General features: G+C 60.5%; 11 protein-coding genes. 4 read left to right on the top strand and 7 right to left on the bottom strand.

Annotated elements, in window-relative coordinates:
* Positions 1-1,071: 1,071 nt before the first annotated feature.
* The 3 genes from GSQ83_RS01305 to GSQ83_RS01295 form a co-directional block, all read right to left on the bottom strand.
* On the bottom strand, positions 1,072-2,082 hold the full coding sequence (locus GSQ83_RS01305; RefSeq protein WP_158800914.1) for a ParB/RepB/Spo0J family partition protein: 1,011 nt from the start codon (positions 2,080-2,082) through the stop codon (positions 1,072-1,074).
* 155 nt (positions 2,083-2,237) lie between these two features.
* Positions 2,238-3,434, bottom strand: a complete 1,197-nt coding sequence (locus GSQ83_RS01300; protein ID WP_158800913.1) for an AAA family ATPase — start codon at positions 3,432-3,434, stop codon at positions 2,238-2,240.
* A 21-nt stretch (positions 3,435-3,455) separates the two neighbouring features.
* Complete coding sequence (locus tag GSQ83_RS01295) at positions 3,456-4,718, bottom strand: replication protein RepA (RefSeq protein ID WP_158800912.1); 1,263 nt, start codon at positions 4,716-4,718, stop codon at positions 3,456-3,458.
* 1,401 nt (positions 4,719-6,119) lie between these two features.
* Between GSQ83_RS01295 and GSQ83_RS01290 the strand changes: the two genes are divergently transcribed.
* Both GSQ83_RS01290 and GSQ83_RS01285 read left to right on the top strand, forming a co-directional pair.
* Positions 6,120-6,968: a ScpA family protein gene (locus GSQ83_RS01290; protein ID WP_158800911.1), complete on the top strand. Its 849-nt coding sequence runs from the start codon at positions 6,120-6,122 to the stop codon at positions 6,966-6,968.
* 213 nt (positions 6,969-7,181) lie between these two features.
* Positions 7,182-7,424: a 4-fold beta flower protein gene (locus GSQ83_RS01285; RefSeq protein ID WP_158800910.1), complete on the top strand. Its 243-nt coding sequence runs from the start codon at positions 7,182-7,184 to the stop codon at positions 7,422-7,424.
* A 516-nt stretch (positions 7,425-7,940) separates the two neighbouring features.
* On the opposite strand, the gene GSQ83_RS01280 is transcribed toward GSQ83_RS01285, so the two are convergent.
* Positions 7,941-8,402: an NUDIX hydrolase gene (locus tag GSQ83_RS01280; RefSeq protein WP_158800909.1), complete on the bottom strand. Its 462-nt coding sequence runs from the start codon at positions 8,400-8,402 to the stop codon at positions 7,941-7,943.
* 922 nt (positions 8,403-9,324) lie between these two features.
* On the opposite strand from GSQ83_RS01280, the gene GSQ83_RS01275 reads away from it, so the two are divergent.
* Both GSQ83_RS01275 and GSQ83_RS01270 read left to right on the top strand, forming a co-directional pair.
* The gene (locus tag GSQ83_RS01275) at positions 9,325-9,588 is read left to right on the top strand and encodes a CsbD family protein (protein WP_158800908.1); all 264 of its coding nucleotides are present in this window, start codon (positions 9,325-9,327) and stop codon (positions 9,586-9,588) included.
* Between the two features lie 28 nt (positions 9,589-9,616).
* A complete protein-coding gene (locus GSQ83_RS01270) occupies positions 9,617-9,853 on the top strand; it encodes a hypothetical protein (RefSeq protein WP_158800907.1) in 237 nt (78 codons plus the stop codon).
* A gap of 485 nt (positions 9,854-10,338) precedes the next feature.
* On the opposite strand, the gene GSQ83_RS01265 is transcribed toward GSQ83_RS01270, so the two are convergent.
* From GSQ83_RS01265 to GSQ83_RS01255, 3 genes are read right to left on the bottom strand one after another with little or no spacing between them, the layout of a single operon-like run.
* A complete protein-coding gene (locus GSQ83_RS01265; RefSeq protein ID WP_158800906.1) occupies positions 10,339-12,213 on the bottom strand; it encodes an alpha/beta hydrolase in 1,875 nt (624 codons plus the stop codon).
* A gap of 41 nt (positions 12,214-12,254) precedes the next feature.
* The gene (locus GSQ83_RS01260; protein ID WP_254065441.1) at positions 12,255-14,039 is read right to left on the bottom strand and encodes an acyl-CoA dehydrogenase; all 1,785 of its coding nucleotides are present in this window, start codon (positions 14,037-14,039) and stop codon (positions 12,255-12,257) included.
* Positions 14,036-15,097: an AMP-binding protein gene (locus GSQ83_RS01255; protein WP_174246610.1), complete on the bottom strand. Its 1,062-nt coding sequence runs from the start codon at positions 15,095-15,097 to the stop codon at positions 14,036-14,038. The genes GSQ83_RS01260 and GSQ83_RS01255 overlap by 4 nt, the downstream gene beginning before the upstream one ends.
* Between the last annotated feature and the right edge of the window lie 79 nt (positions 15,098-15,176).

The following is a 15,176-nucleotide window of genomic DNA, read 5'->3' as shown; positions in this document are numbered from 1 at the left end:
TCACCGTTTGCCCACGACGCCACCGGCGCCGTGCCCAGTCTGAGTCCATCCGGCGACTGTGGCAACTGGTTCTTCACGCGCGGATAGGCACGGTAAACCAGGAATTTCATTCGTGGCTGACAGGGGCCCGGCAGGTATTCCCCGACTCGACGCCTGCCATCAGACCAGGCACAAAAGGGCGATGACGTCGCGGTTCCATTTTGATAAGGTGGCGGTATGTCAAAAGGTCCGCCGCCGCCGCCGCCGCCGTCGAAGCCTGCTCCTACCGGGACAGCTGGTGTGCTGCCGCGGCTAGATCAGCCATAATCGGCGCTCGTTCGTAGGCAAGCAAGTACGCAGCTGCTCCTGCCAGAGGCGCTGCGATGAGCAGCTTCCCGGTTCGCCGAAGCGACCTGCCCATTGCATTCAGTCTGCGGTGATTGGCCTGAATGCCGCTAGTAATGCCCCCCGCCAGTGACTCAAGGGCCTCGAGTTCAGACTCCAGAGGGTCGGATATGACCACGGATGGATCGTAGCCTCGCATCGCCCAGTCGCGCGGGCGAACGGCATGGATACCCTCGATCGCAGCCCAAAGTAGAACCAGACCAGCTACGGCGGCGCCGATTTGACGGGCGACGTCCGTGCCCGAAAATGCAACGCTCGCCGCGGCCAAAAGAGCTACAGCCGCCCACCCGGTGAGCGCGGTTGCCCTAGCTTCCAGTGCAGTCCTAACCGCGGATTGAGCTTCCAACCTTTCCTCCCCCTGCCGCATACCTTCCTTTGCGCGCCAGTAGCGAAGATCGCCCCCAATCGCCCCAAGCTCAATCTCCACTGCATCGCTGCGCGCACTGTTACGTCGATCGTTTCCGTCGGGAATGGTCACGTCGATGTCTTTCTTAATTGTCCCAATCGCCGTTGAAAGCAGCAAGCCATTGCACCGGATTTAGCAACAAACATTTTCGCACCTAGCGAGAGTTACTACGATCACCCTCAGCCGGTCCGAATCGCCCCATGCGTCTCTGCCCCGCTATCCGGTAAGCTGTCAGCCGCCAATGTGATGAGTTGAACAGCAAACTGCCACACGTACCTTTATCATCGGTTGCTCGCATACCGCTCAAGGTATTGATTGAGTGCCTCGCTCACGATCTTTGGTTCACTCGCACGCGTCTTGGGGATCAAGAGAGAGATCCCTCCCCTGCCTTCAATTGATGCCTTGAAGATGACCTTGCCACTGTCATCCAGAACGCTTTCGATACGAGATGGTTTATGGGTCGGTTCTTTTTTGGTGTTGACCCTCAATAGGCGTGCAACCACCTGGCTTGGAGTTAACGGGGTCAGCCCTTGAGAAAGTCGGGAGCTTTGCTCTCCCGATAACGCTGATGCTTCCTTCAACAATTTTTCTCGGTCACGTGGATGGCTGAGTCGAGGAGCGATGGCCGCAGCGTGCGTAATTCCTATGACATGCGGCGACTCAAAACACGCCAAAACCTCTCTCGGAAGTTTTGCAAGTTCCAGATACCGACTAAGCCAGCTCTTAGAGACCTGAAGCCGCTCAACCATCTTCTGCTGACTACCATCGTAGTATCGATCAATTGCGACCGCGTAATCTTTCGCCCTTTCAAAATCGGACAAGTCTTTTCGCGAACGATTTTCTAAGTCCGCAACGCGAAACGCCTCCTCATCGCTGAGTTCCCGAGGCTCGACCACGAACTTGAACTCCGGGAAGTGGTGGGTTCGTAGCCAGGAAACGCTCCAGTGTCGCCTGGCACCACAAATAACCTCGAATCGATAGGCAGGGTCATCTACGACTCGGCGGACGATTGCCGGCACCTCTTGGCGTCCCTGGGCCCGCAAACTCTCTATAAGATCGGCACACGTGACTTCGTTCAGAGCAGCATAGTCGCGATTGTGGCCGTCCCAGATGCGACAGACAGCGGGATCAACCAGTTCATGAACTCTAGTCACCGCGCCGCCAGAAGACAGTTCTGCCAGTCTATTCTCCCGCGCGCCCAATATCCCTGTTCTAGGAGGCCGCCGCGGCTCAATTCCCCCTCCTCCTCCCCCAGTAATCAGCCCTGCAAACCCTTTGTTCCCCAGCGCCATCCAACTTTCCCTTCCCTCAAAAGCTCGAGCCTGAGCTGCATGGCCACAAACTGGCGCCTCCGCCCGCCCACCGGGAACGACTCCGCACAGCGAGAGACGGCGATCTTGTCGTATTATCAGCGTCTTAGAGCAAAGTTGCAGACCTGCAACCCACGCTAAAGCACGCCCTCGGCACGCAAGCGTGCTTTGTGACTTGGCCAAGTCATCCGAATCTGCGTTTCAATCTCAGCGTTTACGGCATTCAGGTAGTTGAGACAGCGCTGGTAGGTTTCTCGGGATGTCACAGGTTGCTCAAGCTCGTATACCGACATCATGCGCGCAGACGCGTTGTCGATCTCAGCACTGTCTCTGAGTACTGAGCGCAGCATATTTTCGCCGAATAAGTTTCGCATAATCTGAAGCAGCTCGCGCTGCACCGATTTTTGCTCGTCCGCGCGCGTAGCAACAAACCTGATCCAATTCAGGTCTATTGGCAGCCCCCTCTCCGCAAGGACACCCATGCTTTCGTGGAGCATTGCCAGAAAGCTCGTTGTCGACGTGAAATCGACAACGGTAGGAGGTACTGGGATAAGAAGTGAATTGGCCGCCCGCATGACAGACAGCGAGACTGTCCCGAGCGCGGGTGGAGGATCCAGGATAACTACGTCAAAGTGCTCCTGGATCGAAGCAATGCCTTCCGCGAGCCGATTCAAGAGCATTCCGTCTGACCGCGCGATACGAGCCGCAAGTTCATACTCAGCGGAATAGAGCCGCAAATTTGCCGGGATGAGAAAAAGGCCGTTCCAATGCGTCTCGCGCACAGCATAGGCCAAGCTGGACATCTCTGCGTTCCGTATAAAGGGATAAAGGGTATCTTCCTCGACGATATCTAAGTCCGGGATATAGCCCAGCATCGTGGTTGACGAGCCCTGGCTATCGCAATCAATCAGACAAACGCGGTAACCACGGATGGCCAAGTGCTGCGCTAGGTGGACCGACAAGGTGGATTTGCCCACGCCCCCCTTGAAATTCTGAACGGCAATGATCGATAGGGGGTCAGAGGGCTCTCGCCACGGCCGGGTGCCGAATACCCGGCGCATGTCATTGACCTCTTCAAGGGTATATCCGATACGGCGCCCAGTGTTCGTCCGAGCAACGCCTGGCAACCTGCCATCTTTCTCGGCCTCCCGAATGGCAGCGCCGGTTCTACCTACTAGCTCGGCAGTCCGAGTGATCGAGAAACGGGGTGCCCGACGAGTGCCAGGCTCGCTTCCCTCATCCGAAGCATCGCCCCTTGCCCGTAGCTTCGCCACGACGTCGATCGAGCGGTTATAAAGGGACTCCACGACGATCGCAGGGTCGATGCCATCCATAGCAATATTCCTGAGTGGAGACTAAAACGCCGAACGGGATCGGCTAGAGACCTGAGGAGTCCGTGGCAGCCCGCAATCTCTCGCGGCACGGTCAAGCTGCGACCCGAAATTTTGCTTGATGTAGTCGGCCTTGAAACGAGAACCAACCACGATCTTTTCTCCATCGTCATCGGTTTCAATTGTGGCATCGGAGAGCCAAGCTGCCGCGACCGCACGCCCTAGGGCTAATTTCAAAGCCCTCAAAAAGGCGTCGCCAGGCTGCTCGATGATCGGAGGTGCCTTGGGTGGCGCGGGACTTGTGTCGACGAGACGTAGCGCGCGTCTTTGTAGCGGGGCAGGGGAGGCGTATAGGCGTATAGCGGTAGTATCGAACTCAGCTCGTGCATCCGGATATACAGCTGAAACATGCCGCTCCCAAGCATCCCGAACAGTTTGACGGAATTTCCGAATATTTGTCCCTTCGTTGCCGAAATGCACCGCTAGCTGGGCCCAGCTCAAAAGAGATGGCCCAGCTTTGTTGATTCGGGGAAGCCGATATGCGAGCCACGTATAGAGGTCGAGCGCTGTCGCGGAATCGCGGAGTTGACGTATGGCGTTTTCATCTAGAGGAACAGCATGCTCGCGCAAATGTTCGAAAAAGCCCTCCGTCAACAAAATCTCTCTGGAAAAGCTGCCCTGTTTACTATTCCGCCCTGAATAGTCGCTGGTTAGCTTGACCTCTTTGACGGCGAATTCTTGGCCCTCTGACGTCTCGCCGTCCCAACGAATCATCCACTCACAAGCGAGCAGACGGTCTAGCTGGTCTCGGATGAGCGTTGCCGACCCGCGAGGGCCATAGCTGATCGTTCGAAATCCCATCCTCCTCATCCAGTCTGTGAATGACGTCCCAAGTGTTATATGCCGTGATCTCGTTCGCACTGCTTCAGTCATGATGTGGATCAGAACGAGGCGCGGTAATGAGCCGTAAGGGACACCAATCACCGCCATGGTCTGTTCACCGTTGATCCACTGAAGAACAGGTCTTGGCGTGATCGCAAGCGTGTACTGCCCGTCTCTGCGAATAATCGACGCCGTATCATCAGCGGGTTTTCTCACAGGAAGAGACATCGCGCAGAGCGCAGAATGGAGAAAGTTTGGGGTGGGTTCCTCGACTGCAACCGCATGAACGCGATCGAAAAGGTCTGGATGCCCAAGCTGGTGCGCGTGTGAACGCGCGGCTCCTCGTCCTTCGCCAACGAGAAGAGCATGGACTTGCTGGCCGAATGGTCGCTTGTCACCCGCCACGAGTGCCGCTCCGCTATTGTGCCCGACTCGAGAAATACCAAGTCTTACGTGCGCTAGCACAAGCGGCGGTTTAGGCCAATGATTTTCACAAATGTTCCCCAAATGCCGCCAACTGCGAAAGTGTGCCGATGCTGAGAGTTCGTAAGAGCTTCTCCAAGCCTGAGGCTCTTCTTAGGAAACTTAATAGGATTAGTACCGCTTTCATCGGCCGCCCGAGCGAAAGCGTACTCGTATCATCGGCTCGACTCGGACTAAGGGTACGATGGTCATCGCTTGAGCGTACCCAAAGCATCGGAGGGGTTTGGGCGTAAGATTTTCATCCGCTCTGGGGAAGGATACTCGGGCCCGAGGTGGGTCGCTAGCGGCCGAGTCGCAGCGCGTACCAACATCATCGGTCGTCGAGAAGTGCATCGAGGTGAGCTACGGGGACCACCCAAAATGCAATGCAACCCTCCGATCCCTCGGCAAGGCCGCAGCAAAATATGCTGACACATGGGGAATTCATTTTGATCTCGAATTGTTCGGTAACTGTGGTGGCTCGGGCGCTGATCAGGCCTAGTCGTCGCGCGACCGGGGGTGTCAGTGTCTACGTAGGCACTTGATCCAGAATGGGCTCGATATCGAGCCAAGGTGTTATCTAGGGCGAGCGCGTCTCGAATTTTGTTGGCGATCAGGATTTTAGAGGTCGCCGGCGGACCTGGTTTCGACCCGGTGCCGACCGTCCACGACAAAAGGATCGGGCAAGCCCGTTTACGGAATTTACCGCCGACTGGAAGGCGACTGCCAGCCGTAACGGACGACGTTCTCATATCGAGAGCTCGCCAGAGGTGCTTCTGTCACGGTCGCAGGAATTACTCGATTCGGAAACGATTGGTGACGAAGCCTTTGAGTGTGCAGAAGCCAGGGGATGAGGCTCAGATAGACGTTTCGCGTGCCTAGCAGACCGAGAATCTGTGAGGTTCGGTTAGAAGCGTAGGTATTTAGCCCTATTCAGGCACGGTAATCTATAATTACCGTGCCTTTACGCGCGAGAAGTATGGGTTGCCACAGTCGTCCCAATAGATTCAGACTGGACCGCGTCGGCGCGTCGCGGGCGAACGGCGAGGGGGGGCTTTGGGGGCAACATGGCGGCTGAGGTGAGCACCACGGTATTGCCGCCCAAAGCGAATGAGTCTCGACCCGGTGTGTGATGCGGATCGCCGGCGAGGCGCTACAGCCGGAACTCGCCCGTCTCGCCACCGAAGCAATGGACGACGCCCTGTCGCCGGATCGCCGACGCCGGCTCTCGGCGCCCCTACAGAATGACTTCTGGTCGGCCGACTGGACGCCTTGGGCGGCGTTGACGAGCCTTCGCAAGCGCAGGCCGGCTTCGGGTCTTCGATCTCCGGCCCGATTACCGCGATGACTGATGTCGAGCCGGCCGCCGGCGGCGCTCACGATCCTCTGTGGCATGATTGGGAGGCACCGCCGCGGCTCCCGGCGAGCCCGGTGCTGCATCTGGAGGGGTTCGACGGACCGATGGGCGTGCTGCTCGACCTTGCCGAGCGGCAACGGATCGATTTTGGCCGCATGTCAATCCTGGATCTCGCCGAGCAGTTTGTCGCGGCCATGGCGCGGCTTGCCGATCAGGTGACGTTGGAGCAGCGGGCCGACTGGCTGGTTCTGGCGACGCGGCTGGTCCTGCTGCGCTCGCGCTTGCTCTTCCCCAACAGTCCGGAAGCCGCGGCGGAGGCGGAACAGGATGCGGCGGGCGAGCTGCGCCGCCTCGATGACTTGGCGACGATGCGGGCGGCCGGGATTTGGCTGCAGCAGCGACCGCAGCTTGGCCTGGATGTCTTCGTCCGACGGCCACCCAGCATTCCCCGTGAGGGCGGCTATGTCGCGCTGATGGAAGCTTGCCTGGTGGTGCTGCGGGGCAGGGAAGGGCGACCGGAAGAAACGCCGCTCTACCGGCCGGCCATCCCGGATCTCTGGCGCGTGGTCGATGCCTTGGCGCGGATCCAGACGCTGCTGGCCGAATATCCGGCGGGCGGCGACCTCGCCGCCTTTTTGCCGCCGGTTGCCGAGAAGGCTACGGACCGCCCGCTTCGGGCACGGGCAGCGGTGGCGAGTACCTTTCTGGCGGGGCTCGAGCTGGCGCGCGAGGGCAGCCTCACTCTGGCGCAGGACGTCCCGTTCCGAGAGCTTCAGCTTGGCGGCGCCCCCTCGAGCCTCGGCGAAGGAGTCGCGGCTTCAACGGCGGCCGCGTGATACGGATCGACCACAAGCAGCCGCCTGGCTAACGCCGATATGTCGGCTCTATGATTTTAGGCGATCGCCAGTGATGGCTTCGCCGGTTCATCGGCGATCGCTCCCGATCTCTCACGATCACTCAATCTTATTCAGCTGGATCGAGGGCTCCTCTTCCCTCGCGCCCGGCCAAACTCAGATGAAGATCGGAGAGCTAGGGGGAGTGCGACCTTGATGAAGACTGAGAGCCTAAGCACAACGAAAATGCTTATTCACGATGATGAAGGTGCGGCTATCGCTTACACGCGCGATGGCATCGTCTATGACCTCGTGTCAGGGGCGCGGATCGCCAAGCTTCAAGCAGGCCAGATCTATTCACTCGACGGCCAATTCCTCGGAACGCGCCTGCCTTCGGGAAAGGTTCGCGGAGCAGAGGGAAAGCCGGCCGCTTTTCTGAAGCTCTTTCGGAGAAATTAGTAGTCAGGCCCTTAACGTCGTCGGGCGGGCTCCCGGCCAACGCCCGATGACGGCCGGGGTCCTTCGTCCGGCGGGAATAAAATACTGCGGGTCCCGGCTCTCGACATTCCGCCTTTGGGTGAGGACCTCAGCTCTAGAAGGCCACCGGGGTCTGGGCGACGCCCGCCCCCGCCAGCAACAGAGTGACGGTGCAGGTGACACAGCGAAGCACCACCCGATGGGCGGCAGCTGCGGGGCGGGGATGTCTGTCATGGGACAGCGGGGGATAGCAGCGGCTCCCAGAGCAAAGAAGAGGGCTTCACGCTGACAAAACCGTGAGGCGAGACGGACGCGGCCAATCCGTCAGTCATCCGGCAGTGATACGCGGGTGCTGAGGCCGTCAAGCGGCTGAACTGCATCTGGTGCCGGCTCCATGCGGCGCCGGTCTATCTCTATTCTGGCCATCATCGAAGCTTCTGCTACGGACCCGATCCGGATTGGACCCTGGAGCCAGTGCCGGAGCCGAGGACGTATCCGCTAGGACGTCGTGAGCCGCTCCGTCGTGGGGCTGAGCGCTTTGGGTTTGGCCGCGGCGTCGAACCTCTTCAGGAATTGGGACAAACCGCCATCGTCAGCGAGAGCCGCCGCCTGTGACAGCGGCACCCACATTATCTTGCGCTCCAGAGGCTCTTTCCATTGAGCGATGTGCTCCGACACGTCGAGCCGGAACACAGTAACCTCACAGGGCACCTGTTTGCCCGAGGGCAGGCATTTTTGAGTGCGATAGCACCCGATCGGCATTTTACTGATGACGCCAGAAACCCCAGCCTCTTCTCGGGCCTCGAGCAAAGCTACGGCGCTGGGCTGCATCCCTTTCTCCGGGTGCCCCTTAGGAATGATCCACCGATGCGTGACGCGTGATGTGATGAGAAGCACACGCAGCGCCCCGCCAGTCTCCATGACCGGCAGCGCTGCAAATTGCTTCAGGAGCTTTCCCATCGATCCTAAGTGGGAACGAAGGCAGCTATGACCAAAGACTTTGACGCTAGCTCAGAAACTCCAGCCTGAGAGACCCTATGGGCTGGATTGTGCTTGGAACGTAGCTTCCGGCGCTGGCGGCACTTTTGGCACCTCCCGGGCCCTCCAAGCTGCCGTATCGAACACCGCCAGCACTGGGTCGCGATCGATGGCCGCGGCCCCCAAAGCTCGACTAGAGTCGCGAGCTGCTCCACGAGCTCTTGCTCAAAAAGGCCGGGCGGTCCATCCCGATCCGTGCGCGGTCAAATTCTTGGCCGGCGGTTTCACATATGTCGATGCTGATCGGCGGGTTGAATGTGAAGGGAGGGGTCATCGGCAAGCTGTAGTCGGAGCAGCCGACTGAACAAGGCCCGCGGCTGAATCCGGATCCGGACAATGTCTTCGCCAGAACTTCCGACGCTGGCAGACTGAAGCCTTGGAGCGCGCGGCTCTCGCCAAATCCACCTGGGCCGATTTGCAAGCACCGTCGTAGCCAGGCTGGTGTAGGCCTTCGAAAATACCGGCAACCCCGATCCTCGCTCTCGCCGGGAGCTGCGGCTCGTTGAGCGTGTGATCCTTTCCTAGGCCTCCTTCGACGAGCTCCGACGCCATCCCAGTGCTGGTCAACCGGGCGGCCCGCCGTGACCTCACCACCTCGTCTATGGCCACCGATATCTACCTTAGCGCAGGGGTGACCGAGCAACCGTGAGATGAGCCGGGCAATTGTGGCGTAGTCACTGCCTATGCTTGCCAACTCAGGTTGCGGGAACGGAATGGCACCCAATGTGCGCTCTCGGAGTTGAGAGAGCGGAGGGCAATTTCACCAACACATGGTTTATCGGATGATCAGCTGGTTCGTCGCGACGCATACGTCGACACACTTTCGGATATTCAGGAGATGAACGTGAACGCAGACCGCATTGGAGACGCTATCCAGAACGTCGCTGGAAAGGTTCAGGATGCATTGACCGGGGATACCAGAGCCCAGATTGAGGTGCAGGCGCGTCGGGTGGCTAGCCATGCTCGAGATGCTTACGGGGAGGCAGCCGAGCAGGTGGCAGATGCTGCGACCGCGGTTGGAAAGGGTGTGGAGCAACAACCGCTGATTGCCCTGCTGATAGCGGGCGCAGTTGGCTACGCTCTAGGCAAGCTGTTTCATCCTCGCTGATTCGGTACACAAGCACGGAGGACGGATCATGAAATCAGTTCTGGCTCTAGCAACCTTCGCTCTGGTTATTCTCGTTCTCGAAGACAAAGCTCGGCAGGTAGCCGCTGACGCGCAGGATGCTTATGGTGAGACCGCAGATCGGGTTCGATCGCTGGCGGCTGACACCCGCCGTGCGACGAAGAACCGGCCCATTCCGTCTTTGCTGGTCGCAAGCATCGTGGGTTACGGTCTAAGCCGCTTGACCCGTCTATGGGGTATCGACTGATACGCAGGCATTCGACCCTGGTGTGACGTCCTGCGGCGCCACAAGGTGGTGTTATGCTTCGGGGTGTCTCGTCCGGCCGTGGCACCATGCTACGTATGGCGCGATCACCCTCAGCGCGTTGCGGTTTGGATCAACAGAACTTCGGCTTTCGCTGAAGCGCTAGCTTTTTGTTGGCTTATCATCCGGTGCACAGGTGTAGAAACTAGATTTGCATGCGTAAACCCGGTCGGGAAAGGTCAGGCGCGCCGGAAGAGCCTTACCGAAAGTTGCGGCTAGCTGGCAGGGCCAGCTTTCTTACGTGCCTGTACCTAGGCTCTGCGCCAGCTCGACCGGCGAGTCCGCGAACGGTCCACCGAAGGACAGCCGCTCCACGCTGGATATAGGCAGACCGGGGGCGCCCGACCTCTGCAGCGGCACACCTACACCGCGAGTGAGGCGGGCGCCACAGCCATCGCTTGGCCAAGCCGCGGTCGCCCGCAAGCGTTTCATTTTTCGAGGACGAAGCTCCCCGGGGCATCGTTTAGAGCGGGATGCGTGGCGCTGCCCATCCGCGGCGGCGCGGCGCGACCACCCGAGCGCTTCGCCAGCCAGCCGTCCCAATCGACCCACCAGCTGCCTTTGCGTTGTACGGCGGCATCCCGCCACTGATCCGCGGAGCCGGCCGGGGTCGCTGACCGGTTGACCCAGTAAGCGCCCTTGCCGCCCGGCGGGTTGATGATGCCGGCGATATGGCCGCTGGATACAAGGACGAAACGCACGGCCCCACCGAGCAACTGCGTTATCCGCCATGCGCCCTCCCAAGGCACGATGTGATCCTTTTCGGCGCCTACCGCGTACACGTCGAGTTCGATGCGGCGCAGGTCCAGCGTCTCGCCGTCCAGGCGAACCTTGTTTGGCTGGATCAGATTGTTTTCGAGATAGGTGTTGCGCAAATACCAACTATGCGCGGCGCGGGCCATCCGTGTGCCGTCGCTGTTCCAATACAGGAGGTCGAAGGCGGGGGGCGCCTGTCCGAGCAGGTAGTTGTTCACAACGTTGGACCAGATCAGATCGTTTGGCCGCAGGAGGTTGAACATGTTCGACATCTCGCGGCTGTCCAGATAGCCGCGCTGCAACATCTGCTGTTCGATCAGGTCCACGGCGGACTCGTCGGCGAAAACCGCTGTGTCGCCTACTTTAGAAAAGTCCTGCAAAGAGACGATGAACGTCGCGGCGTTAAACCTTCGGTCTTGCTTCGCCGCGAGCCAGGCCAGCGTCATTGCCAGGAGTGTGCCGGCAATGCAGTACCCCATCACGTTGATCGCCGCCTGCCCCGTGATCTCGCGGATCACGTCGCAGGCCTCTAGGGGCCCGAGACGCATATAGTCCTCGATGGCGATGTCTTCCATCGAAGCGTCAGGATTCTTCCAGGACGCCATGAAGACCGTGAAGCCCTGATCAACGAGATGCTTCACCATGCTGTTCTTCGGCTGCATGTCGAGGATGTAGAACTTGTTGATCCATGGAGGCAATATCAGGATTGGAATGGCGTGCGTCTCGGCGGTCGCCGGAGAGTACTGGATCAGCTCCAGCAGCCTGTTGCGATGGACCACTTTTCCGGGGGTCAGCGCGAGGTTGCGGCCAGGGGCAAACGCGGTCGCGTCGACCATGCTCAACCGGCCCGCCTGCACGTCGTCGAGCAGATTGCGCAGGCCGTCGGCCAGGCTTGCGCCGCCGGATTCCACCGCTCGACGGAGAGCCACCGGATTGCCGAACAGCATGAGCGACGGGCTCATCGCGCTGATAAATTGACGGAGGTGGAAGTTGATCCGTTGCTCCTCGTCGTCGTTCGCGCCGTCGCGAGCCACGATCCGGAGCAGGCTTTCCGAGGCGAGCAGATAAAGGTCCTTGAGCATGCTGAAGGCGGGGTTGTCTCGCCATTCTGGGGCCGCAAATCGCTTGTCGCCGTCGGAGTCCCGCTTCGCCGCCGTTGCGTCCTGGCTCTCGCCCCACCATCGCATGGTCGCGTCGCTCCAGGCGTTCGCGGCCGAGCGCAACGCGTTCACGTTGAACTCGGCCGCAATCGCAATGGCGCGATCGGGCCGAACGAGGGTGCGCAGCCATACCACACGCAGCGCGTAGGCAATTGCCGCCCAGTCGATGGGGACGACCTTGTGCAACGGGTTGGCGTTCCAGATCTTGTCGATCGACGTCAGCATCGGGTTGCGCGCGAACGCAGCGATGAAATCGCCCGGTTCCGCCTGTGGCGTGAGCGCCGAGGCGCCTTCCCACCATCTTCCGAAGGGCCAGCCGGTGCCGCGGTCGGTCGCGGCTGGCCGCGTTGCCGGGTGCGAACCCAGGCGTTTCGTCTGATCCTCCATGATCCGGTCCTTCACAACTGGCGCTGCGCTGAGCGCGCGGGCTAAAAGAGCGCTTCCTCGAGAGCCAATGTCGACGCGGCCCCAGCGGTGACCTCGTGGCAGTACGCGCCGGCCTCGGGCAGAATGTGGTCCGCATAGAAGCGTGCCGTTGCGATCTTGGCACGCGCGAAACCCTCGTTCGCCTCCGCGCGCCGCAGCAGATCGCGGGCGATGCGCGCGGCGCGAGCCATCTGCCATCCGCCGGCGACGACGCCCATGAGCTTCAAGTATGGAACCGCTCCGGCGGCCGTCTCGCGAGGGTTGAGATCGGCGTTGTCGAGGAGCCACTCCGTCGCCGCCTCCAGCGCCTCCACGCCATCTCGCAAGGCCCCGGCGACAGCGGACAGATCCGGGTCGTCGTCGCGCTCCAAATCCGCAATGGTCAACTTCATGTCCCGGATCAGGGCGGCAGCATTGGTGCCCTTATCACGAGCTAACTTGCGCCCGATCAAATCGAGCGCCTGGATTCCGGTTGTGCCTTCATAGATCGTGGTGATTCGCCCGTCGCGCAGATATTGCGCGGCCCCGGTTTCCTCCACGTAGCCCATTCCACCCTGCACCTGGATGCCGGTCGATGCGATCATGATGCAGCTTTCGGTGGACCAGCCCTTGACCACGGGGGTGAGCAACTCAACGCGGCCTTGATCGTGGGCGCGCTGCGCGACATCTGGGTTACCTTGGGCGCGGTCTATGCAAGCCGCGGTGTAGTAGGCGACCGCGCGCATCGCTTCGGTGCGCGACTTCATGTCCATGAGCATCCGCCGCACATCGGGGTGATGGATAATTGTTGCGCGCACGGCGTCGCCGATTGGTTTGCCTTGGACGCGCGTGCGGGCGTAGTCCGCAGCCTTCTGATAGGATGCCTCGGAGATCGCCACTCCTTCCAGTCCGACGTTCAAACGCGCGTGGTTCATCATGGTGAACATGTATTCGAGACCGCGGTTGGGCTCTCCTACAAGGTAAGCGAGCGCTCCGCGATCGTCCCCGTACGACATGACTGCTGTCGGGGAACCATGGATGCCGAGCTTATGCTCGATGGACGCGCAGATCAGATCGTTGCGGGCGCCCAGACTGCCGTCCGGGTTGACCAGGAATTTCGGGGCCGCGAACAGCGAAATGCCGCGCGTACCCGCTGGAGCGTCCGGCAGGCGCGCGAGCACGAGATGGACGATGTTTTCCGCAACATCGTGTTCGCCCCAGGTGATGAAGATCTTGGATCCAAACAAACGATAGGCCTCTCCGTCCTGCTCCGCTCGGGTGCGGATGGCCGACAGGTCCGAGCCCGCCTGTGGCTCGGTAAGGTTCATCGTCCCGGTCCATTCGCCCGCCACCATTTTCGGCAGAAAGCGTTGCTTGATCTCGTCGGAGGCGTGGTGAGCCAGCGCTTCGACCGCGCCCATCGTGAGCATCTGGCACAGTGAGAACGCGAGATTGGCGGACTTCCACATCTCGGCGACGGCGCTTGAAAGGACCGCCGGCATTCCCTGCCCGCCAATGTCTGGACTGGCCGGCATTGCGTGCCAACCGGCTTCAATAAACAGCCGATACGCTTCGGGAAAGCCGTTCGGGGTCGCGACCTCGCCGGCGGTCCAGCGGCAACCTTGGCGGTCGCCGGTCGGGTTTAGTGGGGCGAGTACCTCGGCGGCAAAGCGCGCCGCCTCCGTGAGGATAGCCTCGACGATGTCCGGCTGGGCTTCCTCGAATCCGGGAAACGTGGCGATCTCGGGCAATCCAGCAAGGTGTACTAGGACGAACCGCATCTCGTCCAGCGGCGCTGCGTAGGTCACGACGCTGCCTCGCTCATGCTCTTGGCCACGTCGCGGAGGATCCGCTTTTGAATCTTCCCGGTGGAGGTTTTCGGAATTGGGCCAAACACCACGATTTTCGGAACTTTGTAGCCCGCCATCTGCTCACGGCAGAATTGGCGGATTTCGGCCTCGGTGGCCGTTGCGTAAGGTTGCAACTGGACGAAGGCGCAGGGCACCTCGCCCCATTTCGCGTCCGGTCTTGCCACCACGGCTGCCAGGTCTACCGCCGGATGGCGGTGCAGCACATCCTCCACCTCAATGGAGGAAATGTTTTCACCACCGGATATGATGACGTCCTTCGACCGGTCCTTGATGCGCACATAGCCATCGGGCTCCAGCACCGCGAGATCGCCGGTGTGCAGCCAGCCGCCTGCGAAGGCTTCCTCGGTAGCCGTAGGGTTCTTCAGATATCCGCTCATGGTGATGTTACCGCGAAACATGACCTCGCCCACGGTCTCGCCATCCGCCGGAACCGGCAACATGGTGCCTGGGTCTAGCACGGTCATCTCTTCCTGCATGGGGCCGGCGACGCCTTGGCGCGCGTTCATTCGGACGCGCTCGGCCATCGGCAGCGACCGCCACTCCTCCTGCGCCGCGCATATTGCCGCCGGGCCATAGGTTTCGGTCAGACCGTAGACGTGGGTGATTTCGAACCCGAGCCGCTCCGCACCCTCGATCGTCGAGGTGGGCGGGGCAGCCCCGGCGATGAAGCCGCTGACTTTGCGCACCCGCTCGCCACGCGCCTCAGACGGCGCGTTGATGAGCAGATTGTACACGATCGGCGCGCCGCACATATGCGTGACGCCGTGTTCATCGATCGCGTCGAAGATGACCTTCGCATCGACCCGACGGAGGCAGACATTAGTTCCGGCATTGGCCGCCATCGCCCACGGGAAGCACCATCCGTTGCAATGAAACATCGGCAGCGTCCACAAATAGACCGAATGCGCGGGCATCCCCCACGAAACGATTTGCGACAGGGCGTTCAGATATGCCCCGCGATGATGGGTTACGACTCCCTTAGGGTCAGGACTCATTCTTTGAGATAGAAGGTGACACTGGCTGCGATGCAGATGGCGGAGAAGAAGGTGTGTGCGCAGCGGTCGTAGCGGGTGG

This window comes from Acidisoma sp. L85, assembly GCF_009765865.1.
Taxonomy (GTDB): domain Bacteria; phylum Pseudomonadota; class Alphaproteobacteria; order Acetobacterales; family Acetobacteraceae; genus Acidisoma.
The sequence above is the reverse complement of the archived record's forward strand: the minus strand, read 5'-3'. Positions and strand labels throughout refer to the sequence as shown.

Bases quoted from the DNA above. Each gene is read 5' to 3' on its own strand.
- GSQ83_RS01280 (WP_158800909.1), bottom strand. From the start codon at position 8,402: ATGGGAAAGCTCCTGAAGCAATTTGCAGCGCTGCCGGTCATGGAGACT.
- GSQ83_RS01265 (WP_158800906.1), bottom strand. From the start codon at position 12,213: ATGGAGGATCAGACGAAACGCCTGGGTTCGCACCCGGCAACGCGGCCA.
- GSQ83_RS01255 (WP_174246610.1), bottom strand. From the start codon at position 15,097: ATGAGTCCTGACCCTAAGGGAGTCGTAACCCATCATCGCGGGGCATAT.
- GSQ83_RS01290 (WP_158800911.1), top strand. From the start codon at position 6,120: ATGACTGATGTCGAGCCGGCCGCCGGCGGCGCTCACGATCCTCTGTGG.
- GSQ83_RS01270 (WP_158800907.1), top strand. From the start codon at position 9,617: ATGAAATCAGTTCTGGCTCTAGCAACCTTCGCTCTGGTTATTCTCGTT.
- GSQ83_RS01300 (WP_158800913.1), bottom strand. From the start codon at position 3,434: ATGGATGGCATCGACCCTGCGATCGTCGTGGAGTCCCTTTATAACCGC.
- GSQ83_RS01305 (WP_158800914.1), bottom strand. From the start codon at position 2,082: ATGGCGCTGGGGAACAAAGGGTTTGCAGGGCTGATTACTGGGGGAGGA.
- GSQ83_RS01285 (WP_158800910.1), top strand. From the start codon at position 7,182: ATGAAGACTGAGAGCCTAAGCACAACGAAAATGCTTATTCACGATGAT.